The sequence below is a fragment of the Mycobacterium sp. SM1 genome, from assembly GCF_018361265.1.
GTDB lineage: Bacteria > Actinomycetota > Actinomycetes > Mycobacteriales > Mycobacteriaceae > Mycobacterium.
On record NZ_JAFLNH010000001.1, the window covers coordinates 114,127 to 140,490 of the forward strand.

At 68.3% G+C, this 26,364-nt stretch carries 21 protein-coding genes and 2 pseudogenes; 2 read left to right on the forward strand and 21 right to left on the reverse strand.

The annotated features are described in order from the left end of the window. Positions 1–240 precede the first annotated feature (240 nt). The 18 genes and pseudogenes from MSM1_RS00510 to MSM1_RS00595 form a co-directional block, all read right to left on the reverse strand. The gene (locus tag MSM1_RS00510) at positions 241–1,719 is read right to left on the reverse strand and encodes an APC family permease (RefSeq protein WP_213439718.1); all 1,479 of its coding nucleotides are present in this window, start codon (positions 1,717–1,719) and stop codon (positions 241–243) included. 176 nt (positions 1,720–1,895) lie between these two features. Further along, positions 1,896–3,194, reverse strand: coding sequence for a signal recognition particle-docking protein FtsY (gene ftsY / locus MSM1_RS00515; protein ID WP_213439719.1), 1,299 nt, complete (start codon positions 3,192–3,194; stop codon positions 1,896–1,898). Between the two features lie 47 nt (positions 3,195–3,241). Continuing rightward, the gene (gene smc, locus MSM1_RS00520) at positions 3,242–6,853 is read right to left on the reverse strand and encodes a chromosome segregation protein SMC (protein WP_213439720.1); all 3,612 of its coding nucleotides are present in this window, start codon (positions 6,851–6,853) and stop codon (positions 3,242–3,244) included. Positions 6,854–6,864: 11 nt separating this feature from the next. After that, a complete protein-coding gene (locus MSM1_RS00525) occupies positions 6,865–7,146 on the reverse strand; it encodes an acylphosphatase (RefSeq protein ID WP_213439721.1) in 282 nt (93 codons plus the stop codon). Further along, complete coding sequence (locus tag MSM1_RS00530; RefSeq protein WP_213439722.1) at positions 7,133–7,546, reverse strand: OsmC family protein; 414 nt, start codon at positions 7,544–7,546, stop codon at positions 7,133–7,135. The genes MSM1_RS00525 and MSM1_RS00530 overlap by 14 nt, the downstream gene beginning before the upstream one ends. A gap of 600 nt (positions 7,547–8,146) precedes the next feature. Beyond that, entirely contained in the window at positions 8,147–8,701 is a 555-nt protein-coding gene (locus tag MSM1_RS22380; RefSeq protein WP_307857239.1) for a TM2 domain-containing protein, read from the reverse strand. Then, positions 8,647–9,528, reverse strand: a complete 882-nt coding sequence (gene mutM / locus MSM1_RS00540) for a DNA-formamidopyrimidine glycosylase (RefSeq protein WP_213439723.1) — start codon at positions 9,526–9,528, stop codon at positions 8,647–8,649. Before mutM ends, MSM1_RS22380 begins: the two co-directional genes overlap by 55 nt. Before the next feature lie 5 nt (positions 9,529–9,533). Beyond that, the gene (gene rnc / locus MSM1_RS00545) at positions 9,534–10,214 is read right to left on the reverse strand and encodes a ribonuclease III (RefSeq protein WP_213439724.1); all 681 of its coding nucleotides are present in this window, start codon (positions 10,212–10,214) and stop codon (positions 9,534–9,536) included. Further along, positions 10,211–10,795: a DUF177 domain-containing protein gene (locus MSM1_RS00550; RefSeq protein ID WP_213439725.1), complete on the reverse strand. Its 585-nt coding sequence runs from the start codon at positions 10,793–10,795 to the stop codon at positions 10,211–10,213. The genes rnc and MSM1_RS00550 overlap by 4 nt, the downstream gene beginning before the upstream one ends. Before the next feature lie 52 nt (positions 10,796–10,847). Continuing rightward, positions 10,848–11,585, reverse strand: coding sequence for a cell division protein SepIVA (gene sepIVA / locus MSM1_RS00555; protein ID WP_213439726.1), 738 nt, complete (start codon positions 11,583–11,585; stop codon positions 10,848–10,850). Between the two features lie 294 nt (positions 11,586–11,879). Further along, positions 11,880–12,782: an alpha/beta fold hydrolase gene (locus tag MSM1_RS00560; RefSeq protein WP_213439727.1), complete on the reverse strand. Its 903-nt coding sequence runs from the start codon at positions 12,780–12,782 to the stop codon at positions 11,880–11,882. Positions 12,783–12,927: 145 nt separating this feature from the next. Further along, positions 12,928–13,182: pseudogene (locus MSM1_RS00565) on the reverse strand (copper oxidase); the annotation flags it as partial. 100 nt (positions 13,183–13,282) lie between these two features. Then, positions 13,283–13,765 carry a pantetheine-phosphate adenylyltransferase gene (gene coaD, locus MSM1_RS00570; protein WP_213439728.1) on the reverse strand — a complete coding sequence of 161 codons (483 nt, stop codon included), beginning with the start codon at positions 13,763–13,765 and terminating at the stop codon, positions 13,283–13,285. A gap of 118 nt (positions 13,766–13,883) precedes the next feature. Continuing rightward, positions 13,884–14,438, reverse strand: a complete 555-nt coding sequence (gene rsmD, locus MSM1_RS00575) for a 16S rRNA (guanine(966)-N(2))-methyltransferase RsmD (protein ID WP_213441216.1) — start codon at positions 14,436–14,438, stop codon at positions 13,884–13,886. Further along, complete coding sequence (locus MSM1_RS00580) at positions 14,435–17,818, reverse strand: pyruvate carboxylase (RefSeq protein WP_213439729.1); 3,384 nt, start codon at positions 17,816–17,818, stop codon at positions 14,435–14,437. The genes rsmD and MSM1_RS00580 overlap by 4 nt, the downstream gene beginning before the upstream one ends. A 19-nt stretch (positions 17,819–17,837) precedes the next feature. Then, positions 17,838–18,458: a vitamin K epoxide reductase family protein gene (locus MSM1_RS00585; protein WP_213439730.1), complete on the reverse strand. Its 621-nt coding sequence runs from the start codon at positions 18,456–18,458 to the stop codon at positions 17,838–17,840. Positions 18,459–18,484: 26 nt separating this feature from the next. Beyond that, positions 18,485–19,243 (reverse strand): DsbA family protein, encoded by a 759-nt coding sequence (locus MSM1_RS00590; RefSeq protein WP_213439731.1) that lies wholly within the window; start codon positions 19,241–19,243, stop codon positions 18,485–18,487. 69 nt (positions 19,244–19,312) lie between these two features. Beyond that, positions 19,313–20,386, reverse strand: coding sequence for an alpha/beta hydrolase (locus tag MSM1_RS00595; RefSeq protein WP_282100835.1), 1,074 nt, complete (start codon positions 20,384–20,386; stop codon positions 19,313–19,315). Positions 20,387–20,536: 150 nt separating this feature from the next. Here MSM1_RS00595 and MSM1_RS00600 point away from each other — a divergent pair. Both MSM1_RS00600 and MSM1_RS00605 read left to right on the forward strand, forming a co-directional pair. After that, positions 20,537–20,716, forward strand: a pseudogene (locus MSM1_RS00600) (oxidoreductase); the annotation flags it as partial. 5 nt (positions 20,717–20,721) lie between these two features. Next, complete coding sequence (locus MSM1_RS00605; protein WP_213441218.1) at positions 20,722–21,567, forward strand: aldo/keto reductase; 846 nt, start codon at positions 20,722–20,724, stop codon at positions 21,565–21,567. Here the strand turns inward: MSM1_RS00605 and MSM1_RS00610 are convergent. Genes MSM1_RS00610 through MSM1_RS00620 form a run of 3 tightly spaced genes read right to left on the reverse strand, consistent with a single transcriptional unit; the run spans position 21,564 to position 26,330 of the window. Then, on the reverse strand, positions 21,564–22,277 hold the full coding sequence (locus MSM1_RS00610) for an HNH endonuclease family protein (RefSeq protein WP_213439732.1): 714 nt from the start codon (positions 22,275–22,277) through the stop codon (positions 21,564–21,566). The two genes, MSM1_RS00605 and MSM1_RS00610, sit on opposite strands and share 4 nt — an antisense overlap. 58 nt (positions 22,278–22,335) lie before the next feature. Then, positions 22,336–24,588 carry an ATP-dependent DNA helicase RecG gene (gene recG / locus MSM1_RS00615; RefSeq protein WP_213439733.1) on the reverse strand — a complete coding sequence of 751 codons (2,253 nt, stop codon included), beginning with the start codon at positions 24,586–24,588 and terminating at the stop codon, positions 22,336–22,338. A gap of 2 nt (positions 24,589–24,590) precedes the next feature. Then, positions 24,591–26,330 carry a DAK2 domain-containing protein gene (locus MSM1_RS00620; protein ID WP_307857240.1) on the reverse strand — a complete coding sequence of 580 codons (1,740 nt, stop codon included), beginning with the start codon at positions 26,328–26,330 and terminating at the stop codon, positions 24,591–24,593. Positions 26,331–26,364 lie beyond the last annotated feature (34 nt).

Below are 26,364 nucleotides of genomic sequence, written 5' to 3' on the forward strand. Positions count from 1 at the left end.
GGGCGCCAACCTCCTTCGCCGCGGCCGGGTCCGCAACGGCCGCCAGGGACAACACTGATGACTCGCCCAAGACAATGCGCACCGGTTGTTTCGGTTTCGACGCGTCCGTGTTTCGGCGGCGTTACAGAACCCACGCGCGGGTCAGCCGAGCCGCGCCCCGCCGGGGGCTTCTAGCGGCTGCGTCGCGCTATGCTCACCCTCGACGAACGGTTCTCGGCGAGCGGTTCTCGGCGAGCGGTTCTAGGAGACCATCGCCTGCCGTCGCCGGTCCGGGCGCCCACGCCCGGTGTCCTCGGCGTCTCGGCCGTGAAAGTCGTAGCGCGCTGCCCCGCGCCGCGCGGTCCACCAAGTGAAGCCGAGCCCGAGCACCAGCAGCACGGCCAACGTCTGGTCGATGCCGTTGCCGATGGCTTGCGGGCCATAGACGAAGAACGCCACGAGCAAGCACCCCATGACAGCACTTGCGAACAGAGCAGCGACGATCAGCAGCCGGCGCGGGGCGGTCCCGAGCCGCTCCGCCGCCGGCACGCGGTCGTGGCGCCACGTCAGGAAGACCACCGCGGTGATCGAGTCGAAGAAGAACTCCGCCAGCAGGAAGAATCCCGCCGCGGAAAGCACCAGGTTGAAGAAGCCGCCCAGCGAGGTGACCATGATCTGCAGGGCCGTGACCAGCAGCGTGAGGCCCAGGACGACGATGGTGGCCACGTGCGGCACCCCGCGCGAACTCGTGCGCCCGAAGGCGTCGGGGATGAGCCCCTCCCGGCCCATGGCGAAGAGCGCCCTGGTCAGGATGAAGGTCGTGAGCCAGAGGCCGCCGGCGGTCGAGCCGATGACGGGGATGAGCATCGCCCACGTCTGCCCGGGGATGAGCCGGTTCGCCCACTGCACCAGCGGGTCGCTGGCGTTCGCAAGCAGCCCCATCGGCGTCTCGGCGAACATCAGCGGATAGAGCACAGCGTAAAAGCCCAAGGCGAGAAACGCCCCGATGATGCCGGAGATGCCGGTATCCCTGCGGGGCCGCTTGGACTCTTCTGCCGCGTAGGAGTCGATCTCCCAGCCGTCGAGCACGGTGGCGGCGACGACGGCGACGACGAGGATGCCCCCGATCGGGGGCTTGCCGAAGTGGACCGGCACCCCGACCCGGTGCAGGTTCACCAGCCCCAGCACCGCGAAGCCCACCAGCGACACGATCTCAATCCCAAAGAACACCTTGGTGATCCGCGCAGTAGGACGGGCTCCGAGCAGCAGCGGCACGGCGGCGAAGGCGATCCAGAACAGCGTCACCGCAAACGTCACCGCCTCGTGGCCGTGGTAACGCGGGGCCACCAGGGCAATGGTGTATCCGGCGGCGGGGATCGCGATGGGGGGGATCGAGGTGAAGTAGGCGAGGATCAGGATCCACGCCTGGTAGCGCGAGGCCGCCCGCCCGATCACCCGACCCGACCAGTGGTAGGACGCCCCTGCGTGTGGGAAGTGCCGGTTGAGCAGCCGGAACACGAAGCTGGACACGATGAACGGCACGGCGAGCACCGCGATCGCCGGCAGCGTCCACCAGCCGGCCTGGGCGGCCATCACCCCACCCGTCGCCGCCACGGAGTAGATAGGCCCGATGCTGGACACCGAGAGCGGCACCAGGTCTCCCAGGCCGAACAGCTGCCGGAGACCCCCACCCGAGTTGTTGGCGGGGCCCAGCCGGGGCTCCACAATGTTGCGAGTCATTCGCGGAATGCTAGCCGGGCTGTTTCGTGCGCCGGAAGCAAAGACACCGAGTCGTGGTCGCCTGTTCACGCGGTATTTTCCGCTGACCGCGCCGACGGCTTTGCCGATGCCGGCGGCTTCACTCCGGGTGGCGCGCCCCACCCACCCGCCGACGCGGAGCGGGCCACCGCTTCGGGCTAACCCAGGAGCGCGTCGACGAAGGCGGCGGGATCAAACGGCGCTAGGTCGTCGGGCCCTTCCCCGAGCCCGACCAGCTTGACCGGGACCCCGAGTTCCTGCTGGACCCGGAAAACGATGCCGCCCTTGGCCGTTCCGTCCAGCTTGGTCAGCACCGCGCCGGTGACGTCGACGACATCGGCGAATACCCGTGCCTGCGCCAACCCGTTCTGGCCGGTCGTGGCGTCGAGCACCAGCAATACCTCGTCGACCGCGGCGCGCCGGGTCACCACACGTTTGACCTTGCCGAGCTCGTCCATCAGCCCGGCCTTGGTGTGCAGCCGGCCGGCGGTGTCGATGACGACGACATCAGCACCCGTGGCGATGCCCTCGTCGACGGCGTCGAACGCCACCGACGCGGGGTCCGCACCCTCGGCGCCACGCACCACGTCGGCACCCACCCGGGCCGCCCAGGCCTGGAGCTGATCGGTGGCCGCGGCCCGGAAGGTGTCCGCCGCGCCCAGCACGACGCGCCGGCCGTCGGCTACCAGCACGCGCGCCAGCTTGCCGACCGTGGTGGTTTTTCCGGTGCCGTTGACCCCCACGACCAGCAGCACCGAGGGGCGATCGGCATGCGGCAGGGCGCGGATGGAGCGGTCCAGGTCCGGTCGCAGCTCCCCGATCAAGACCTCGCGCAGCACCGCCCGCGCGTCGGCCTCGGTGCGCACCTTGACGCTGGCCAGCCGGCTTCGCAGCTGTGACACCACGGAGACGGTGACCACCGGGCCCACGTCGGCGACCAGCAGGGTGTCCTCAACCTCCTGCCAGGAGTCCTCGTCCAGGTCGCCGCCGCCGAGCAATCCCAGCAAGCTGCGCCCGAACGCGTTCTGCGACCTGGCAAGCCGCCCACGCAATCGTTGTAAGCGGCCTTCGGGAGGTGAGATGCCCGCGAGATCGGGTGCCGGCGGTGCGACGGTATCGGTCTCGGGCCGTCCGGCATCGCCATTCGGGCGCGTCAGCGCCTCGGGTAAAACGCCCTCGTGGTCCTTGGCGGCCGGCGGCCCGCCGCTGTCAATTCTCTCCGCCCGCTGGACCTCGGGCGCCGGCTGAACTGCGGACGGCGCGTGGACTGCGGGCGCTGACTGGCTGAAAGTGATGCCCGCAGAGGTGGTATACCCACCAGGGCGATCGCGCGCGCCGGTTTGCCGAACGGACACGCGTAGCCGTCGCCGACGGTATAGCACCACGCCCAGGACGAGCGTTACGAGGACAACTACAACCGCGGCGGCGATTATCGCGACCCACAGACCTCCCGACACGTCGCCATTGTTTCAGGGCCGCGATCCCGAGAGCGCGCCCCCTTACCTCACCCGGCGCGCATCGTCACCGGAGCGGCCCGCTGGCCACGCATCCGCTGCGAGATGACCGTGGTGATGCCGTCGTCACCCATGGTCACGCCGTAGAGGGCGTCGGCCACTTCCATGGTCGGCTTCTGGTGGGTGACGATGATGAGCTGTGACTGGGTCCGCAGCTGCTCCAGCAGGCCCAGGAGCCGCCGCAGGTTCGCGTCGTCCAGGGCCGCCTCCACCTCGTCGAGGACGTGAAACGGCGACGGCCGGGCCCGGAAGATCGCCACCAACATCGCCAGCGCCACCAGCGCCTTCTCGCCGCCGGACAGCAACGACAACCGCTTGACCTTCTTGCCGGGTGGACGGGCCTCCACCTCGACGCCGGTGGTGAGCATGTCCTGCGGGTCGGTGAGCCGCAGCCGGCCCTCCCCACCGGGAAACAGGGTGGCAAACACGGCGCGGAACTCGCGTTCCACGTCGGCGTAGGCGTCGCTGAACACTTGCACAATGCGCGCGTCGACGTCGGCGATGACGTTCAGCAGATCCTTGCGGGCGGCCTTGACGTCCTCGAGCTGGGTGGACAGGAAGTTGTAGCGCTCCTCCAGCGCGGCGAACTCTTCCAGCGCCAGCGGGTTGACCCGGCCCAGTTCGGCCAGCTCCCGCTCGGCTCGCCGGGCCCGGCGTTCCTGGGTGGCCCGGTCGAACGGGATCGGCGCGGGCACCACCACCTGCTCCCCGCGCTCTCGGGCCTGCCGGTATTCCGCCAGCTCGAGCGCCGTCGGCGGGGGCGCAACGTGCGGGCCGTATTCGGCGGCCAGGTCAGCCGGCGACATACCGAACTGCTCGAGCACCGACTGCTCGAGCTGCTCGAGCCGCAGCGCCGCCTGCGCTCTGGCCACTTCGTGGCGATGCAGCGATTCGGTCAGTGCGGCGATCCGTGCGCCCAGCGTGTCGACCTCCTCGCGGATCGCGGCCATCGCCGCCGAACGCCGGTGGCGTTCGGCGGTTAGGGCGTCACGTTCCCGCGAGGCCGCCATCACCACCTGCTCCAGCCGCTGCGCCAAGAGCTGCCCGCAGTCGGCCACCGCGGCGGCCACCGCGGCGGCATGCGTTCGCGCAGCCCGGGCCTGCTGGGCGCGCAACCGAGCCTCGCGTTCGGCGGCGGCCGCGCGGCGCAGCGACTCGGCTCGTCCGCGAACCGCAGTGGCGCGTTCTTCGACGGTGCGCAGCGCCAGCCGGGCTTCCACCTCCGCGACACGCGCGGCCTCCACCTCGGCGCGGGCAGCGGTGATCTGCTGCCGCCCGGCGGGTTCGACGGCGACGTGTTCGGCTTGTTCGGCGTTACCCAACCGGGTTTCCAGCCCACCGAGCTCCTCGAGCGCCTGAGCGCGGGCGCTTTCCAGCTCCTCGCGCTGCCGCAGCAGCCGACGCCAGTCCGCGTCGGCGGTGCGGGCCTCCTGCCCGAGCCGGGCCAGCTGTTCGTAGATCGCCGAGATGGTCGCGTCGGATTCGTTAAGTGCGGCCAGTGCCTGCTCGGCGGCGGCCTGGCAAACGGCCTGCTCGGCCCGCGCGCCGGCCAGCGCCGCCGTCAGTTGCGCGGCCCGCGCCTCCGCCGCGGCCAGCTCGGCGCGCGCCTTCTCGATCTCGGTAGTGAGCTCCAGCGTCGATGGTTTGCGGTCGGAGCCGCCACTCACCCAGCCCGCACCCACCAGATCGCCGTCGAGCGTGACCGCGCGCAATTGTGGATGGGTTGCCACCAGATCCAGCGCCTCGGCCAGTTCGTTGACCACGACGACGCCGGACAGCATGGCGATCATGGCGCCGCGCAACCGGGGCGGGGCCTCGATCACGTCCAGGGCCCAGCGGGCACCATCGGGCAGGGCGCAGGCCGCGGGCGCCGGATCATCGGGGGCGGGCCAGTCCCCCAACACGATTGCCGCGCGTCCGCCGTCGGCTTCCTTGAGCGCGGTGACCGCGGATCGAGCCGCGCCCAGACTGTCGGCGGCCAGCGCGTCGGCGGCGGCCCCCAGCACCGCCCCCAGCGCCGCCGCGTAACCCGGACGCACCCTCACCAGCTTGGCGATAGAACCGAAAAATCCTGTGCCACTGTGGTTTTGCGTTAGCCAAGCGGCACCATCCTTGTGCTCCAGCGCAACCGAGAGGGCTTCGATGCGGGCTCGCAGCGACGCCACCTGCCGTTCGGCACCACGCTCGGCGGACTGCAGTTCGGCAACACGCTCGTCGGCCAGCCGCAGGGCCGCCACCGCCCGCTCGTGCTGCTCGTCGAGCCTGACCTCGCCTTGATCCAGCTCGCTGACGTGGCCCTGCACGGTGTCAAACTCGGCTTGCGCCTGGTGCGCGCGCGCAGCGGCCTGCTCGATGCGCTCGGACAACCGGGTGATGCTGTCCTCGATAGCGTCCACCCGCGTCCGCATGGTCTCGACCTGCCCGGCCAGCCTGGCCAGCCCTTCGCGCCGGTCGGCCTCCACACGGACCGCCACCAGATGGGCCTTCTCGGCCTCGGCGGCCCGGCGCTCGCAGGCGGCGAGCGCGGTGTGTGCGGTCTCCAGCCGCTCACGCGCCGCGGCCAGCTCCGCCGCCAGTTGCCGCTCCCGGCTCATCGCCGCATCGGCCTCGGCCTCCAGCGCGTCCGGGTCCGTGCGGCTATCCGCCGGCACCTCGACCTCCAGATGCTGCGCCCGCTCGCCGGCCACACGCACGGTGGCGCGCACCCGTTCGGCCAGCGTGGACAGCCGAAACCAGGCGTGCTGGGCCGAGTCGGCCTTTGTCGACAGCGCCGCCAGGGCTGCCTCGTCCGCGGCCAGCCGTTCTGTCGCCATCGTCAATCGGGCCGCGGCCTCGTCATGTTCGCGGCGCAGGGCCGCCATGGCGTCAGTCGCGCTGTTCAGCTCGGCTTGGCGGGCAACCAGATCGTCGGCGGCCAGCCGCAACCGGGCATCTCGCAATTCGGCCTGGATGGCCGCGGCCCGCCGCGCCACCTCGGCCTGGCGGCCCAGCGGTTTGAGCTGGCGGCGCAGTTCGGTGGTCAGATCGGTGAGCCGGGCTAGGTTTGCTGCCAGCGCGTCGAGTTTGCGCAGCGCCTTTTCCTTGCGCTTACGGTGCTTGAGCACGCCGGCGGCTTCTTCGATAAATGCCCGACGATCCTCGGGGCGTGACTGCAGGATCTCCTCCAGCCTTCCCTGTCCGACGATGACGTGCATTTCGCGGCCGATGCCGGAATCGCTCAGCAGCTCCTGAACATCCATCAACCGGCAACTGCTGCCGTTGATTTCGTACTCGCTAGCACCGTCACGAAACATCCTGCGGGTGATCGACACCTCGGAGTACTCGATCGGCAGCGCATTGTCGGAGTTGTCGATGGTGACGGTCACCTCGGCGCGGCCGAGCGGCGCGCGCGACGACGTCCCGGCGAAAATGACGTCCTCCATCTTGCCGCCACGCAACGATTTGGCGCCCTGCTCCCCCATTACCCACGCCAGGGCATCCACCACGTTGGATTTGCCCGAGCCGTTAGGACCGACCACGGCGGTGATACCCGGCTCGAAGCGCAGAGTCGTCGGTGAGGCGAAGGACTTGAAGCCCTTCAGCGTCAGACGCTTGAGGTACACGACGTGTGAGACTACCGCTCCGTGAAGCCGCAAATCGGTTCGCCGCGCTCGGACCAATCCGCGACGACACATTCCACCCGGCCGGGTGTCTTGCCGCTCTGTAGCAGGTCAAGGAGTCTTTGGCAGGCGTCGCGGGGCCCCTGCGCGACAACCTGGACCCGGCCGTCGGGCCGGTTGGCAGCATAGCCGGTCAAGCCCAGTTCCAGCGCGCGGGACCGCGTCCACCACCGGAAACCCACCCCCTGCACGCGCCCATGCACCCAGGCGGTCAGCCGGACGTCAGCTTCCGACATCGGCTACCTCGAAGGTGACTGTGGTGCCCGACTTGAGGGTGCGCCCGACGGTGCAGACCTGGTCGACGGCCCGGTTGACGACCACCAGTAGCTGCGCGGCCTGCTCCTCGGTCAAGCCCGACAGGTCGAGCTCGAGGGTCTCCTCCAGCAGCGGATAGCGTTCCTGGTCGCGGTCCGGTGGCCCGGACACCCGGATCACGGCCGGGTAGTCATCGCCGAGCCGGCGGGCCAGCGCATGGTCGCTGGCCATGCCGCTGCACGCGGCGAGCGCGATTTTAAGCAGCTCGCCCGGGGTAAACACCCCGTCGACATCCTCGGAGCCGACGAGCACCCGCGCGCCCCGCGAGCTGTGCCCGGTGTATCGGCGGACTCCGGTGCGCTCAACCCACAGTTGCGTCATGCTCTTTTTCTACCCACTGCCATGCCGGTGCTGTGCGGGAGGGCTGGCCGCGAAATCGGCGCTGCTCGAGCGTATGGGCATGTGCCGACATGGGCTGACAGTGTCGACACGGGCTGACACGGGCTGACACGGGCTGACATGGGTTCCAAACGTTGTGCGCTACGTCGATCCCGGCAACGGGCGTAGCGACACTGCTGCTGGCCGGCGTGTCGGCAAGTGACTTAACCCGACTGTGCCTCAGCCATTTCCACGCTGACCGTTACCCGGGTGCGCCGGGCATCGTGCCGCGTCTGTGCGTGGACCGGGCGCAGCATCCGGTGGCGACGCGTTGTCCAGTCTCGGGAATGGAATTCTTCACAGGCTGCGGCATAGCTGCGCACGCTGCCCGGGCTGCGGGCCCGCTTCGGCATCGCAGGTCCCGCCGTGGGTGAACTGCGGCGGGCCAGATCAATTCGCGCGGGACTGAGCAAGATGTCAACTGACCCACTGAAGATCCCGTCGATATGATCTCGCTTGCTGTTCTCCGGGCCACACCGGGATTACGTCGAGTTGGAGACCACGCCGAGAGGACGGCGACGATAAGGCTGGGCCGGATAACCCTCAGTCGCGCAAGGTTCGTCCTTGCGCGTCGGGCACCTTGCCCATGATCATCATGATTCCGTCAATCAACGGCCATATCGCGCCGAGACCGCACGTCAGCCAGGTGGCCGCGATCTGGGCGATGCCAATGCCGGTGTAGCCGAGATAGAAGCGACCAACACCGAAGCTGCCGAGGAAAATCTCCAGCAGCCCAGCCACGAGCTTGCTCTTGTCCGATAGCGGCCGCCCGTTGGCGTCCACACCGTAGTGCGCGCCAGGCGGACCGTATGGCGCCGGCGGATACTGCGCCGGTTGACCGGGATACGGGCCGGGAGCCGACGGGGGATAGGATTCTTGAGGTGGCCCAGGGGGATTTTCGAATCCCTCGGGCGGTTGAGGCATTGTCACCTCATGATGATGGCCTAAATCGGTGTCCAGTTCCTGGTATCCGCAACATTTGTTGAAACCAACTTGCCGGTGCCACCGGTCGGGCGGCGAATGCGAGTTGACGACGGCGGCGGCTATGTTGCGTTCGATCGGCCCGCTCGGCTCCGGTGCCGCGGGCGCGGCTGGCATTTCGGGCAATAGAACGACGAGCGGTTCATGAACCGCTCCCGCCGGATCGCCGCACCGCAGCGCCGGCAGGGCTCGCCTTCGCGGCCATACGCGTCCAGCAGCCGGTCGAAGTAGCCGGACTGTCCGTCGACGTTGACATACAGCGCGTCAAACGAGGTGCCGCCCTGCGCCAACGCTTCGCGCATGACGTTTGCGGCCGCGTCCAGCACCGCAGCCAGCTGCCGACGGGTCAGCGCGGCGGCGACGCGCGCACCGTGGACTTTCGCTCGCCACAGCGCTTCATCGGCATAGATGTTTCCGATCCCCGACACCACGGTCTGGTTGAGAAGCTGGCGTTTTATCTCGGAATTCTTGCGCTGCAACACTTTAACTACCGCGTCGGCATCAAATGCCGGGTCGAGCGGGTCACGTGCCAGATGCGCGACCGGTGCCGGCACTGTGCTGCCGCCCACGGTCACCAGGTCGGCCAGCAGCCAGCCCCCGAATGTTCGCTGGTCGGCGAAGATCAGTGTGGTGCCGTCGTCGAGCCGTGCCGAGATCCGGATGTGGCCGGCGCGTGGGGCGGCGCCGAGCAACATCTGCCCACTCATGCCCAGGTGGACGACGAGGGCGGCGTTCCCCCCGTCCAGTGTCAGCCACAGGTACTTGCCACGCCGTTGGGCGCCGCCGATCCGCGCGCCGAGCAGCCGCGCTGTCAGATCGGCCGGCCCGGGCTCGTGCCGCCGCACCGCGCGAGGGTGGTGCACGCATACCGCGGCAATGGTCTTGCCCACCACATGAGCTTGCAAGCCCCGCCGCACCACCTCGACTTCGGGCAGCTCGGGCATCTAGCTCACGCGCTCTCCAGCGCGTTCCACGCGGCCGCCGCGGCCTTTTGCTCGGCTTCCTTTTTGGATCGGCCCACGCCCAACCCGTATTCGGTGTCCATCACGACGACCACCGCGGTGAATTCCTTGTCATGGTCCGGGCCGGTGGACGTAACCACATACGAGGGCACCCCCAAACCACGTGCCGCGGTCAGCTCCTGCAGGCTGGTTTTCCAGTCCAGCCCCGCGCCCAGGGTCGGCGCGGCGTCCAGCAGCGCACCGAACAGCCGCAGGATCACGTGCCGCGCTGTCTCGAGCCCGTGATGTAGGTAGATCGCCCCCAGCAGTGACTCCATACCGTCGGCGAGAATGCTGGATTTGTCGGCTCCGCCGGTGTTGGCCTCCCCCCGCCCTAACAGCAGATGAGCACCAAGACCCTCATCGGTTAGGGTACGCGCGACGTCGGCTAGCGCCTGGGTGTTGACGACACTGGCCCGCAGCTTGGCCAGATCTCCCTCGGAGCGCTCGGGATGGCGGCGGAACAACTCGTCGGTGACGATCAACCCCAGGACAGCGTCACCGAGAAACTCCAAGCGCTCGTTGGTTGGCAACCCGCCGTGCTCGTAGGCATAGCTGCGGTGCGTCAGCGCCTGGGTGAGCAACTCGTCCGGCAGGTCCACCCCGAGCGCATCGAGCAGGCTAGTCACGGCCGGCCCGCATCGTCATCCGGGCGGGGTCGCATCGCGGCCAACTTCGCCCAGCGCGGATCAATCCGGTCGTGGCGATGACCCGGCTCAGCCGTAGCCAACGGGATGCCGCATTCCGGGCACAATCCAGGACAATCTGCCCGGCACAGCGGCGAGAACGGTAGTTCCAGGCCGACGGCGTCGATCACCGCCTGCTCCAGGTCGATGATGTCGCCGACAACCCGTCCGACTTCATCATCGGCAGTCTCATCGGTGGTGCTGTCCGGATACGCGAACAGTTCGGTCAGAGCAACCCTGACATGCCCGGTGACCGTCGTCAGGCAACGTGCGCACTCGCCGGTGGTCGGCGCGGCCACCGTCCCCGTGACCAGCACGCCTTCGGACACCGACTCCACCCGCAGGTCCAGGTCCAGCGGGGCGCCGCGCTTGATCGCGATCAGCTCGATCCCGATGCGCGACGGGCTGGGCACCGTTTCCCGCACCGAAAATGCCGCTCCCGGGCGGCGCGCCAGCCGCGCAATGTTGACCGTCAGCGGCGAGGTCGAAGGGCGCTTTGCGATCGAACTGTACTGCCTCGCCATAGCGCCATCCTACGGCCCGCGACGTGGGACGCGGGCCCGCCGACGCGGTGGTTTAACGCGTAGCGTAATCGTGGGTACCGGCCGCCGTACGCAGCTGATGGCGCCCCCGCCCGACCGAGCGCAACGTGGCATTCAGGAATTCCTCGAACTCGGCGAGCTTGGCGTCGACGTAGATGTCGCATTCGCCGCGCAGCCGGTCGGCCTCGGCGTGCGCGGCGTCGATCAACCGGGTGGCCTCGGCGTTGGCCGCCTGCACCACCTCGGTTTGCGAGACCAGGCGCTGCTGTTCCTTGATGCCTTCTTGCACGGCTTTCTCGTAGGAAATGTTGCCGCTTTCGACCAGCCGATCGCACTCCGCCTTGGCGCGGCTGGTGGTGGCGTCGTACTCCCGTTTGGCCGCCGCAGCGATGCGAACCGCTTCCTCGCGAGCCTCACCGACCATCCGTTCGCTGTGCTGGCGGGCCTCGGCCACCATCCGGTCGGCCTGCGCCTTCGCGTCGGCCAAGATGCGGTCGGCCTCCGAGCGGGCATGGTTCAGCATCGACTCCGACTCGGTGGTCGCCGAGGACACCATGGAGTCGGCGTGCGCCTTCGCCTCGGTGAGCAACGAATCGCGGGCATCCAGGACATCCTGGGCGTCGTCCAGCTCGCCGGGTATCGCATCCTTGATGTCGTCGATCAACTCGAGAACATCCCCGCGCGGCACCACGCAACCCGCTGTCATCGGCACCCCACGGGCTTCTTCGACAATGGCGCTCAATTCGTCGAGCGCTTCAAAGACTCGGTACACGGCAGCACCCTTCCCGGCATCACTTACCCGGCTACGTGATTGTTACCAGTGTGCCTGATGTTATGCCTGTGACTGCGCTGAAACGCCCGGTGTGTCGGGCGCCGGCATCGCAGATCGTGGCGTGTGCGCGCCTGTGACCGCGAGATTCCGCCGCGGCGCTGCCCGCATGCACGGCCGTGGCAACCATGGGTAACCATGGCGGTCCGGCCAGATTCGCCCTGCTGATCCGCCGTGGTCGCGGCAACCCGCAAACACCCGGGTGTGGCACGAAAACCCACCGGTGCACGCGGCCTGTCAGGACCTTCCGGCTGACGAGGCTCGATCCGCGACGGCCCTGATCTGGTTGATTATGGTAGGCCACAGCGGTTTTGGAAGGTCATGACCCATCCCCGGCAGCAGCGCCAGTTTCGCGTCGGGGATAGCAGCGGCTGTTGCGCGTCCGCCGTCCGGGCGGATGACGGGGTCGAGCAGGCCGTGCACGATCACGGTGGGGATCCGCAGATGCATAAGCCCGGGTCGGCAGTCGCCGCTGGCCATCATTGCCGCGGTTTGTCGGGCCCGTGCCGCCGGATCGAATCCACCTCGGGCATACATCAGTTCGCCAAGTTGGCGTAGCCGGCATTCGTCATGAGGGTAGCCCGGCGAGCCGATGACACGGTGCTGGCGCACCAGCCATTCTCCCGCCTCGTCGGGTCCGCGTGGCGGCTTCCGGGTCAGCGCGCCGGGTACCGCCCACGACAGTCGCAACATGGTCAACACGCTCAGGCGGCCGATGGCGGGACACGGTGTCATACTGATACCGGTGAGCGATCGCACGCGCGTGGGGTAGTCGATGGCCAGCCTTTGGGCGATCATGGCGCCCATCGAGTGTCCCACAAGGTGCGCCGCCTCCCAACCCAATGTGTCGAGAACCGCGATCGTGTCCTCGGCCATGTCCGCGAGGCTGTAAGGGACAGCCGCCGGGTCGCGCCGCGCGGCCCGGCGGGACGGAGCGCGGATCCGGTCCAGATGGGTGGATTGCCCTGAATCCCGGTTGTCAAACCGTGCGACTTGAAATCCGTTTTGCGTCAATGCCGCGCAGAAATCGTCGTGCCAGTAGTGTTTGTCGGCAGCCAGACCCGTGATCAACAGCAGCGGATCTCCGGCGCCGCCGGTGCGCTCACAGCACAGGCGGATGTCATCGTGCTGGGCGGTCAACTCCGGCATGGTGGGCCAAACGGTGGCTGGCTATTGTGCACATTGCTCTGGATCGTAGGCTGGTGCCGTAGCAGCTTGCCCCCCAACAGCGTTCGCGTCACGTCGGATGTCGGGGCCGGGATGGGCCGCTGCTGGCCGCGCGTTATCACCCGAGTACCTCGATCATGCCGTGCGCGCCCCGCTCGGCGTCGACCATCGCGTGTGACACGAAGGGGTAGTGGCCCGGCTGGCTGAAGGTCAGTTCGACGAATCCCCCTTGGGCCGCGAACAGGCCGAGTGTCTGAGCGCCGCCTGCTCCCCCGCGCAGTTGGTAGTCGCCTTCGGACCGCACGGTGTCGAACTGCCCCCCGACGATGTGGAAGGACGTGCCCCGGTTCGGCCCGGCCGCCAGAGTCAACACCTACCACCACCCCGAAAAACTGCTGCGACGACGAAGACGACCCACCCTAGCGCCGGTCTGCGCCATCGCTGGCGGGAGGCAGCGGAATGGCCCGCCTGAGTTATCGTCCCCGGGAAAGCTTTTCGCGCAGCTGGCGGTTCACTGGCTCGGGCAGCAAGTCAGACACATCACCGCCGAGCAGCGCGACCTCTTTGGCCAGTGATGACGACACGAACGAATAGCGTGGTGTGGTCGCAATGAAAAACGTGTCGACACCGGCGATGTGCTTGTTCATCTGCGCCATCTGCAACTCGTATTCGAAGTCGGTGCCGGTGCGCAGCCCTTTCACGATGGCGGAAAGACCTCGCGATCTGACGAAGTCGACCACCAGGCCCTCGCCGGCCTCGACCCGCAAATTGGGCAGGTGCGTCGTCGACTCGGTGATCATCGCTATCCGCTCCTCAAGGCCGAACATGCTCGCTTTAGCGGGGTTGGTAAGGATTGCGACCACCACTTCATCGAACTGGGCGCAAGCGCGCTCAAAGACGTCGATATGACCCAACGTCACGGGGTCGAATGATCCCGGACACACCGCCCCGCTCATGAGCACCGCCCTTCCGCGCAGCGGATGGGCGCGCCCCGCCGGTTGTGGAATGCCCCGGGCCCATCGGGCCGCTTTGCATCATCGCCAACGGTCATGACGGATGACGCTAGCAGGACGCTTAGGATCGTTCGGCCAGCTCGAGGCGGGTGTCTCCGTAGACCCGCGACTGCCAGGGGCGCCAACCGGCGGGCCAGCGCAGCAGTGACCGGCCGGCGGGACGTTCGATCGCCGCGACGGTTCCCGTCCGCACCCATCCGTTGGTGATCAGCGCCGCGAGCATCGCCTCGATCTCAGCGCAACCGAGATCATAAGGCGGATCGGCCAACACGAGGTCCACCGGGGAGTCGGTACCGCCCGCCAGGACCGCGGCCACCGTGCCGCGGCGCAGCGTCGCGCCGGCCAAGCCCAGATTCGCGATGTTGCGTTCAAGCACCGCCGCGCTCCGTCGATCGGACTCGACGAAGATCGCCGACGCCGCACCGCGCGACAGCGCCTCCAGCCCGAGCGCGCCCGAACCGGCGTAGAGGTCGAGCACCGACAATCCGCTCATCTGAAGGCGCGCCGCCAAGACATTGAACAACGCCTCACGCACCCGATCGGTGGTCGGCCGGGTTCCCCGCCGCGGCACCATGATGCGCCGCCCGCCGACCACGCCGGCGATGATCCGCGTCAGCTCAACACCACCAGCAGATCCCCGCCCTCTACCCGGGCGGTGGCCGAGACCGCGACCCGCTCCACGGTGGCATCGCGGGGCGCGGTAATCGGCGCCTCCATCTTCATCGCCTCGATGGTGGCGATGGTCTGCCCGCTGCTCACCCGATCACCGGGCGACACGGCCACGGTCACGACGCCGGCGAACGGTGCGGCGATGTGGTCGGGCCGGCTCCGGTCGGCCTTCTCCGCGGCCACAACGGTGCTGGCGATGCTGCGGTCACGCACCTCGACCGGGCGCAGCTGCCCGTTGATAATGCACATCACCGTCCGCATACCACGCTCGTCCGGCTCGGAAATGGCTTCCAGCCCGATGAGCAATTCCACTCCCCGCTCCAGGCGCACCCGGTGCTCCTCCCCGCGGCGCAGGCCGTAAAAGAATTGGTTGGCCGACAGCTGCGACGTGTCCCCGTAGGCTTGCCGGTGCTCTTCGAATTCCTTTGTTGGGCCGGGGAACAGCAGGCGGTTCAAGGTAGCCTGCCGCTTCGGTCCGACCAGCCTCAGCGCCGCTTCATCGTCCGCGGACAGCCCTTGAGTGGGCTTGGCCGTCGAGCGGCCGGACAGCGCCGTGCTGCGCAGCGGTTCGGGCCAGCCGCCGGGCGGGTCACCCAGCTCTCCGCGCAAAAACCCCAGCACCGATTCCGGAATGTCGAGTCGCGCGGGATCGGAGGCGAATTCATCGGCACTGATCCCAGCGCCGACCAGCGCCAACGCCAGATCGCCGACCGCCTTCGACGTCGGCGTGACCTTGATCGGCCGGCCCAGGATCCGGTCGGCCCCCGCGTAGGCCTCCTCGATCTCCTCGAAACGGTCACCGAGGCCCAAGGCGATCGCCTGCTGGCGCAGATTCGACAGCTGGCCACCGGGGATCTCGTGGCGGTACACCCGGCCCGTCGGCGCGGGCAGCCCGGATTCGAAGGGGGCATAGACGTTTCGCACCGCTTCCCAGTAGGGCTCCAACGCGCACACCGCCGGCAGCGACAACCCGGTGTCGTATTCGGTGTGCGCGGCGGCGGCCACGATCGAACTCAACGCCGGCTGGCTGGTGGTGCCGGCCAGCGGGGCCGCGGCCCCGTCGACCGCGTCGGCTCCGGCGTGCCAGGCCGCCACATAGCTGGCCAGCTGGCCGCCGGGGGTGTCGTGGGTGTGCACGTGCACCGGCAGGTCGAAGCGGCTGCGCAGCGCGCCGACCAGCCGCTGCGCGGCGTCCGCCCGCAACAGCCCGGCCATATCCTTGATGCCCAGCACATGCGCGCCGGCGTCCACGATCTGCTCGGCGAGCTTCAGATAGTAGTCGAGGGTGTAGATGTGCTCGCCGGGATCGGATAGGTCACCGCTGTAGCACATCGCGACTTCGGCGACCCCCGAACCGGTTTCACGTACCGCCTCGATCGCCGGACGCATCGACTCGACATTGTTGAGCGCATCGAAGATGCGGAAGATGTCGATGCCGGTGCGGGTGGCCTCCTCGACGAAGGCCGAGGTCACCACATCGGGATAGGGCGTGTAGCCCACGGTGTTGCGGCCACGCAACAGCATCTGCAGGCAGATATTGGGCAGCGCCTCGCGGATCGCGGCCAGTCGCTCCCAGGGGTCCTCCTTGAGGAAGCGCAGCGCCACATCGTAGGTGGCGCCGCCCCAGCACTCCACGGACAGCAGCTCAGGTGTGAGCCGTGCGATATACGGCGCCACCGTCACCAGATCGTCGGTCCGCAGCCGAGTCGCCAGCAGCGATTGATGCGCGTCGCGGAAAGTGGTTTCGGTGACCCGCACCGCCGACGAGTCGCGCAGCCAGCGAGCGAAAGCCACCGGGCCCAGCGCGTCCAGTCGCTGTTTGGAGCCGGGCGGCGGCGCGGCCGCAAGGTCGATGTCGGGCAGCTTGTCGCGCGGGTAGACCCTCGCCGGGCGCGGTCCGTGCGGCTGGTTGACCGTCACGTCGGCCAGGTAGGTGAGGATCTTCGTGCCGCGGTCGGCCGAGGATCGCGCGGTCAGCAGTTGCGGGCGCTCGTCGATAAACGACGTGGTGACGCGGCCGGCCCGGAAATCAGGATCCTCCAAAACGGCCTGCAGGAACGGGATGTTCGTCGCCACCCCGCGGATCCGGAACTCGGCGACGCCGCGCCGGGCCCGGGCCACCGCGGTGTGAAAATCGGGTCCCCGGCAGGTCATCTTCACCAGCAGGGAATCGAAGTGCGCGCCGATCTCCGCGCCGAGATTGGTGCTGCCATCCAGGCGGATACCCGCGCCGCCGGGCGTGCGGTAGGCACTGATGCGGCCGGTGTCGGGACGAAATCCGTTGGCCGGATCCTCGGTGGTGATCCGGCATTGCAGCGCGGCACCGTGTGGCCGGATCTCCTCTTGGCGCAAGCCCAGCTCCGCCAGCGACTCACCGCCCGCGATGCGCAGCTGAGCCGAGACCAGGTCGACATCGGTGATCTCTTCGGTTACGGTGTGCTCCACCTGGATTCGCGGATTCATCTCGATGAAGACGTAATGGCCGCGTTCGTCCAGCAGGAACTCCACGGTGCCCGCACAGCTGTAGCCGATGTGGCGGGCGAAGGCGACGGCGTCGGCACACATCTTGTCGCGCACCGCGGCAGCCAGATTCGGCGCCGGAGCCAGTTCGATGACCTTCTGGTGACGCCGCTGCACACTGCAGTCCCGCTCGAAGAGGTGGATCACGTTGCCGTGGCTGTCGGCGAGGATCTGCACCTCGATGTGGCGCGGGTTAAGCACCGCCTGCTCGAGATAAACCGAGGGGTCTCCGAACGCCGACGCGGCTTCACGGCTGGCGGATTCGATGGCGTCGGGCAGCTCGGCGACGTCGGTGACCCGGCGCATCCCGCGGCCCCCGCCGCCGGCAACCGCCTTGACGAACAACGGAAAGCGCAGGCCCGCCGCCGCCGACACCAGCTCGTCGACCTCGGCCGACGGCGCGGAGGAGGCGGGCACCGGCAGGCCGGCTTGGCGTGCGGCGGCGATCGCGCGGGACTTGTTGCCGGTCAACTTCAGCACGCCGGCATCGGGGCCGACGAACGTGAGTCCCGCGACGGCACATGCGGTGGCCAGGTGGGGATTTTCCGATAAAAACCCGTATCCGGGGTACACCGCGTCGGCGCCCGCCCGGCGGGCGGTTTCCACGATCTCGTCGACCGACAGGTAGGCGCGCACCGGGTGCCCGGGTTCGCCGATCTGGTAGGACTCGTCGGCCTTGAGCCGGTGCAGCGAGTTGCGGTCCTCGTATGCGTAGACGGCGACGGTGCCGATGCCCAGCTCGTAGGCGGCGCGAAACGCCCGGATCGCGATCTCTCCGCGATTGGCGACCAGTACTTTGGAGATCACTCGGGCCCTCTTGCCACAACTACAGCAGTGTCGACCAGTAGTCCCAGAACCGCGCCAAGATCAGCAGGACTACCGTGGTGAACCACAGCGCGGTGATCGACCACCGCCACCGGTAAAGCGTTTGGGCCACTGTGCCGCCCCCTGCGCACGCTGGGCGCAGCGCGATCGATGCCACCACCACCAACAGCGGTATGGTCACCGCCCAGACCGCCATGCAGTACGGGCAGAGCTCCCCGATGCGGTACAGGCTCTGGAATATCAGCCAGTGCACAAACCCGGCGCCAAGCGCGGTCGCCATCGCAAGGCCGCTCCAATACCATTGGGGCAGAGGTACTTTCGTCACTGCCAGCACACCGGAGACGACGATCACGGTGAAGCCTGAGATGCCGATCAGGGCGTTGGGGAAGCCCAGCAGCGAAGCCTGCGGGGTGAGCATCACCGACCCGCATGACAGGACCGGGTTGAGGTTGCACGACGGCACGTATGACGGGTTGAGCAAGATGTGAATCTTTTCCGCCGTCAGCGTCATCGAGGCCAGCAGGCCGATCGCCCCGGCGATCAGCACCCACCACGCGCTGGGTGCCGGTACCCGCACCCCCCGAGGCGATTCGCCGGATCGGGCGGCGGGTTTCGCTGACACTGCTGACACTGCTGACACTGCGGTGGTCACGAGGCCGCGGGTGTGACGGCCGAGTCCAGGCCCGGCACATCGCCGACGATCTCCTTGATCTTGGCCACCAGCGCCTCCGGCGTCGTCGGGTCGTAGTCTTGGCCGTTGATGCGGATCGTCGGAGTGGCATGGATGTGGTGAGCCGCAGCCAAGCCGTTGACCATTGGCAGGTATTTCCCGCTGTTAATGCACTCCGGGACCTTCCCGGCGGCCCCTGCCTCGCGGGCGAGCTCGATCAGTCGGGCGTTGTCGGGGAAGGTCGGGCCTAATTCCGGGGGCTGAATCTGCTTGGTGAACAACGCCGCGTGAAACCGCCGGAACGCGTCGATGGACTCATCGGCGACGCAGTACGCCGCCGCGGCGGCGCGCGACGAATACTCGTCGTTTTGTGGGCGGCTGAGAAAGCCCAGCAGGTAGTAGTCGGCCGCGATCGCCCCGCTGTCGATCAGCCGCGACACCGTCGGTCCGAAGGTCCGCTCGAAGTTACCGCACGCCGGGCACAGGAAATCCTCGTAAAACGACACCGCGGCCTTGGGTTCGCGGGTGCCGGGCTTGGTGATCAGCTTGCTCGACGTCACCCGCACCGCCTGACCGACGCCAGGACTTTTCTTGTCGTGCGAGACCATGATGTAGAGCACCAGGCCGACCCCGAAGATCACCACGATCGCGGTGAGCCCGATCCTGATGGCCAGATCCCGTCTGCGGTTGGCAGCCTTCAGGTCATAGCGCGCGGGGCGTTTGGGTTTCTCGGCCACAGGTTTGCTGATCCTCGGTCGTCGGCGGGCGATGGCGATAGCGCCTCTAGCGTACCGGCATGGTCCCCCTCAGACCCGGCTGAGGTGCGCGCGCAGTGCCGAGACCAGCTCACGGGTGGCGGCCGCGCTGCCACCCCCGAGCTGGAACAAGCTGGCAAAACCATGGGTCATCGATCCCATCACGCGCAGATCGACCGCGGTTCCCGCGGTGCGCAGCGCCGTCGCGTATTGCGCCCCTTCGTCGCGCAGCGGATCAAAGCCCGCGATCGCGATCAACGCCGGCGCCAGCCCGGCGAGGGTGTCGGCCCGCAGCGGGGACACCCGCGGGTCAGCCGGGTCGATCCCCGACCCGGCCAGGTATTGGGCGTGAAACCAGTCGATGTCGTGTTTGGTCAGCAGAAACCCGTCGGAGAACAAGCACAGCGAGCGGGTGCGCGCGGTAAAGTCGGTTCGCGGGTAAAGCAGCCACTGCAGCGCCGGGCCCGGAGCGGCGTCATCGCGGGCGCGCTGCGCCACCACGGCCGCCAGGTTGCCGCCCGCGCTGTCGCCGCCCACTGCCACCCGGGAATCCGCGCCAAGTTCGGCCGCGTGCTCGCTTGCCCATCGAAAGGCCGCGTAGGCGTCCTCGACCGCCGCCGGCGCCGGGTGCTCGGGGCCCAGCCGGTAATCGATCGACAACACCTGTACGCCGGCGTCGCGACAGGTCAGCCGGCACAGCGCGTCATGGGTGTCCAGGTCACCCAGGGCCCAGCCACCGCCGTGGTAGAAGACCAGCAACGGCGTCGGCGCGGTGCCGGGTGGGCAGTAGTGCCGGGCCCGGATCGCACCTGCCGGGCCGGGCAGCGACACCTCGTTCACCGCGACGTGGATCTGCGGGCCGGGAAGCACCGCCGACAGCTCCCGCAGCGCGGCCCGGGCCAGGGCGGGATCCTCGTCGCGCACCAAGCCGTCGATGCCGAACATCCGCAACCCCGACAGCATCACCTGCAGCGTGGGATCCAGCGTGTTGCCGTCGATGGTGATCGAGCGGGCCCCGAGCAGCAGCCGTCTAGCACGCTCCGGGATCCGCGGAAGCGCCCGGACGCCAACGCTGATTGCGGTGCGCTGCACGCGATCTGGCAGGCGGATCGGTGCGCGCGGCATCCTGAGCTGCCGTTCCGGCATGCCTCGCAGACTTCGTATCATGGCCGTTCCCTTAGTCACGCTGAACGACGGTAACTCGATCCCCAGCGTTGGGTACGGTGTTTTCAAGAGTCCACCCGAGCAGGCCGGGGGCATCGTCGGCTCGGTAATCTCGGTAATATCGTGATCCCCAGGTCGGTGAACCCATCGCGGATCGCGAGCAACTTCGAGGCGTTCGATGAGGCGTTCGATTTCGAGCTGAGCCCCAACGAGACGGCGTCGATCTCCTCGCCCGGCGGCGGAACCCGGCTTGGTCCCAACCCATGGACGGTCCCTTTCACAGGCAGGTGATGACGTTGACGGGCGAGTCGGGCGCTACCGTCCCCTCCATTGCACTCAACGACGAGAACACGATGCCCGTGCTCGGTCTCGGCGTCGCCGAGTTGTCGGACACCGAAACCGAACGCGCGGTGTCGGCGGCCCTGCAAAGCGGCTGTCGGCTCATCGACACCGCGGCGGTTTATGGCAACGAAGCCGCGGTGGGCCGCGCGATCGCGGCCTCTGGGATTCCGCGCGCCGAACTTTTCGTCACCACCAAGCTGGCCACCGCCGACCAGGGCTTCGTCACCTCCCAGGAAGCCTGCAAGGCGAGCCTGGAACGGTTGGGCCTGGATTATGTCGACCTGTATCTGATTCACTGGCCGGCCCCGCAGCTAGGCAAGTATGTGGACAGCTTCGGCGGGCTGATTCAATGCCGCGGGAACGGGTTGGCCCGCTCGATCGGGGTGGCGAACTTCACCGCGGAGCAGCTGTCGACCGTCATCGACCTGACCTTCGTCACGCCGGCGGTCAACCAGATCGAACTGCATCCGCTGCTCAGCCAGGCCGAGCTGCGTCAGTCTAACGCCCAGCACAATGTCGTCACCCAGGCCTACAGCCCGCTCGCGCTGGGCAGGCTGCTGGACAACCCGACGGTGACATCCATCGCCGCCGAGTACGGGCGCACACCGGCTCAGGTCCTCATCCGGTGGAACCTGCAGCTGGGTGACGCGGTTGTCTTCCGCTCGGCCCAACCGGAGCGCATCGCCAGCAACGCTGATGTGTTCGATTTCGAGTTGGCCGCCGAACACATGCAGGCGCTCAATGGCCTGAACAACGGCACCCGGGTGCGAGAGGACCCGCTGACCTTCACCGGCGCCTAACCCGTCGGGCAGGTGGACGCGGCGCGGCGTAACACCTCCGCGGACGGCTGGTCGACCGGCAGCGCATAGCCGCGCAGGACGGCGATGTACTGCATGCCGTACTGGCACCAAAAGGCGCTGTTGGGGGGCATCCACAGCGCGGGCTGCGAATCTCCTTTGTCCTGGTTGGCCTGGCCGGCGACGGCCAACAAATTGGCCGGATCGTTGGCGAAGCGCACCCGCCGCGGATACGGCCAGTCGTAGGCTCCCATGTCCCAGGCGTACGCCAGCGGCACGATGTGGTCGATCTGCACCGACGCACCGGTCCCGGCGCCGCGCTGAAAGGCGATCGTGGCATTGGTGTATGGATCGTGCAGCGTGCCGCTGGCCACGGCATCCGGACAGCGTTTGACCGACACATACGTCTTGTCGACGAGATCGCGGTTGAGAATGTCATCGCGGGTGTCGCAGTCGTTGTGCCCGCCGGGCGCGTCATTGTCATCGGTCCATGCCTCACCGAATGCGGCCCTGCGGTAGTCGTAACGGCGGATCCGCGACGGCACCACGACAATCCCGGCGAGCACGTCAGCGCCGGGTTGAACCGTCGGGACATCGGCCCGCGCGGCAAACTCCTTGGCGCGCTCACCCGCCGAGGAGGTCACCACCTGATAGGCGACTACCAGCGCGAGCACCGCGAGCGCCGACAGCCACAGCAGCGTCTTACGGGTCATCGGCGCCGCTCCTGCGCATCGCTTCGCTTCGCATCGTCGCCGGCAGGCCTCATCAGCGTCATAGCTTGTCCAAGTACTCGATACGGTCCGCGTCGGTGAATCGCGCCGCCAGCAGCGCCAATCCGGGGTGCGCCGGCTCGTCGGCATAGGTTCGGGTGCAAAACTCCCGCGCCGCCTCAATGACCTCCCGGTGATCGGCCAGGGACAACAGTCGCAGCGTGAATGCGCGACCGGACTGCCTGTGGCCCAACACGTCTCCTTCGCGGCGTTCTTTGAGGTCTAACTCGGCAAGCGCGAACCCATCCAGCGTCTCGGCGACGGCGCGCACCCGCCGACCGGCGGCGGATTCCGGTGCCGCCCAGGTAGCCAGCAAACACAGGCCCGGGTGTACGCCCCGACCGATGCGACCCCGCAACTGATGCAACTGACTGACGCCGAACCGGTCGGCGTCCATCACCAGCATGACGGTGGCGTTGGGGACGTCGACGCCGACCTCGATGACCGTGGTGCACACCAGCACGTCGATCTCCCCGGCGCGGAACGCGGCCATGACGGCATCCTTCTCCTCGGCGGGCAGCCTCCCATGCATGAGCCCCAGCCGCAGGCCCGCCAGCTCACGACTGCGCAGCCGCGCGAACAACTCTTCGGCGGTCACCGAGGGCCTGCCGCCTTGTGCTATCGGGCCGGCGTCGTCGCTCTCATCGATGCGGGGCGCCACCACATAGGCCTGACGCCCCTCGGCGACCTCCTCTTTGATGCGCTGCCAAGCACGGTCGAGCCACGCCGGCTTGTCCCTGACGAAGATCGCTCTGGTGGTGATCGGTTGGCGTCCCCCGGGAAGTTCACGCAACGTCGAGGTTTCCAGGTCACCGTACACGGTAAGCGCGACCGTGCGCGGTATCGGCGTCGCGGTCATCACCAGCAGGTGCGGTGTGATTCCTTCCGCCTTAGCGCGCAATCTATCTCGTTGCTCGACACCGAACCGGTGTTGCTCGTCGACGACAACCATGCCCAGTCGGTGGAACTCGACCGCGTCGTGCAGCAGCGCGTGAGTGCCAACCACGATTCCAACCTGGCCGCTGCTGATCTCGGCGCGGACACGTTTTTTCTCGCCCGGCGTCATCGAACCGGTGAGCAGCGCCACCCGGATCGCACCGTCGGCTTCGCCACGCCCGTCACCCGCGCCCAGTGGGCCGAGTATCTCGGTGATTGATCGGATGTGTTGGCCAGCAAGCACTTCCGTTGGAGCCAGCAGCGCGCATTGATAGCCTGCGTCGACCATCTGCAGCATTGCCAGCACGGCCACGATCGTCTTTCCCGACCCCACCTCGCCCTGAAGCAGGCGGTTCATCGGCCGGGTGGCCGCGAGTTCGGCTGCGAGCACTTCAAGTACGTCGCGCTGACCCGATGTCAGCTCGAACGGCAGGCTCCGCAACAACTTTTGAGCAACCCCGTTCGACCGTGGCCGTGCCGATGGGCCGGATTGCGATAATTCGCCGTGCCGGCGCGCGACCAGCGCCCACTGCAGGCCCACGGCCTCGTCGAAAGTCAGCCGCTCGCGGGCACGTTGGCGTTCTGTTTCGCTCTCACCGAGGTGGATGGCGCGCAACGCCTCATCTTCGGAGATCAGGCCGCGCTCCGAACGCACCGCTTCCGGCAGGGGGTCGGGCACCGGGTCGAGCACCTCGAGCACCTGGCGCACGCAGGCGAAGATATCCCAGCTCTGCAGTTTCGTGCTGGCCGGATAAATCGGGTAACAGCGGCGCTGGAACGCCTCCAGCAGCACCGCACCGCTGACGGCTTGCGATGCTTCGGCGATGCTGCGCAGCGACGCGCTGCCGCGGTTCTTCCCGTCCGGCGAATCCAGGACAAGGTAGGCAGGGTGTGTCAGCTGCATGGCGCCCCGAAAGAAACCCACCTGCCCGGATAACATCACCTTGGTCCCGCGGGTGAGCTGGCGCTTGATCCATTTCGGATGAAAGAATGTGGCGGTCACCTTCCGTCGCCCGGACCCAACGCTGATAACCAGGTATTCGTCGTCCTGCGGCGTCTTTTTGCCGGGGTTGCTGCGGTATCGCCGTTTCCTCGTGATGGGCCGCACTTCGGCGCTGGTGATCACGTCGACAAGGGTGATGTGCTCGCCGGCTTGGGGGAGCTCATCGCCGGCGCCGCGCACCGCCGCGCCCTCCACATAGCTGCGCGGGTAGTGCCGCAGCAGGTCGTCGACGGTGCGGATACCGAACACCTCGTCGAGAGACTCGGCGGCCTTGGCGCCGATGACGAAGTCCAGCCGATCGCTCAGCGCCACCACGGCTACTCCACCCCGATCACAAGAGCGTCACCACGGTGGCCGGTGCGGTAGGTCACCAGCTCGGTGCCCGGATGACGATCATGCAGGTGGTTCGCGACAACGGATTCGATGACGGCGGCTTGCGCTCCGGCGCCGGCGCCAATCAGCACGGTCAGCAGCTCGCCGCCCGCCGCCAGCAACAGATCGATCAGGCCGGTGGCCGCCGCGGTGACATCCGGCCGCACAATCACCACCTCGTCGCCCGCGATGCCCAGGGCGTCGCCGGGTCCGCACGGCCCGGCCCAGGTCAGCGCCTTCTCCGTCGCGACCCGCACCGAACCATGCCGGGTGGCGCTGGCGGCACGGGCCATGGCGTAACCGTCGTCGACCGCCCGCCGGTGCGGCTCGTGCACCGCCAGCGCCGCCAACCCCTGCACCATCGACCCCGTTGGCAACGGCACCACGTCGATGCCCCGACCGATGGCGGCCGCGCACCCGGCCGCCAGTTCGTCAGCGGGCACGTAGCCGTTGGGCAACACCATCACCTGCGCGGCGCCGGTGTCCACCACAACACGTAAGAGCTGCGCGGCGTCCACCACGGCGGCCGGGTCCGCGGCCTCGGGATCCGGGCGCAGCACGACGGCGCCCTCCCCGGCGAACAGCTCGGCGGCACCATCGCCGTCGACGACCGCGACTATGGCTCGTTCGTGGGCTCGTTCGTGGGCTCGTTCGTGGGCTCGTTCGCGGGTCCGACCGCCCGGTGGTGGCCGGCGGACAGCGCCGGTCAGCGCCGAGATCTGGATCTGGCGGGGGCTGCCGAACGCCAAGCCGGCCTCCACGGCGGCGCCGGCGTCGTCGGTATGCACGTGCACCGAGTAGCCGTCCTCGCCGCCAGAGGCCTGGGAGGTGGATGTCGCGATGGCGACCGAATCGCCGAGCAGCCCGAGCCGTTCCCGTAGCGCATCCGCCCCGGCCGCGTCGCAACCGTCCAGCAGGTACATCACCTCGAATTGGGGAGTGGGTTGGCCGGCGGCATCGGGCGCGGAGCGGCGGGGCGCGGGCTGATACACCGGGCGGGCCGCCGGCCGGGCGGTGATCGTCGCGCACAGCGCGTCCAGCAGGACCAGCAGGCCCCGCCCTCCGGCGTCGACCACTCCCGCCTCGGCGAGGACGTCGAGCTGCTCGGGGGTTTTCTCCAGCGCGATGAGCGCGGCATCACCGGCGGCCGTGACCGCGCGGGCCAGCCCCTCGCCGTCTGCTGCGCACCGCTCGACGGCGTCGGCCGCCGCCCGGATCACCGAGACGATTGTCCCCGGGATTTCCCGCCCGCCCATCGACGCGATCGCCAGATCGACACCGTGCCGCAGCGCCGCCCCGAGGACACCCGCGTCAACATGGGCCAGCTCACCGCCGGCGTCGGCGGCGGCGCTCGCGGTGACGTCTGCGATACCCCGCAGGATCTGCGACAAGATGACGCCGGAGTTGCCGCGGGCGCCGTTGAGGGCACCGGTCGCCAGGGCGGCCGCCACCCGCGCGACGTCTGCCGAGCAGGCCTCCGCACCGGCCTCGACCACCGCGGCGCGCATCGTGAACAGCATGTTTGTTCCGGTGTCGCAGTCAGCGACCGGAAAGACGTTGAGCCGGTTGATCTCGTCAATGTGGGTGATCAGCTCTTTGACGGCCGTGTACGCCCAGTCCCGCAGCGCGGCAGCGTCTAACAGACGATCCGGTGACACCGCACCGGTACCGCCCCGAGCCCCCACTCGCACTCACCTCCTCACACTGCCGCCGGTGGGG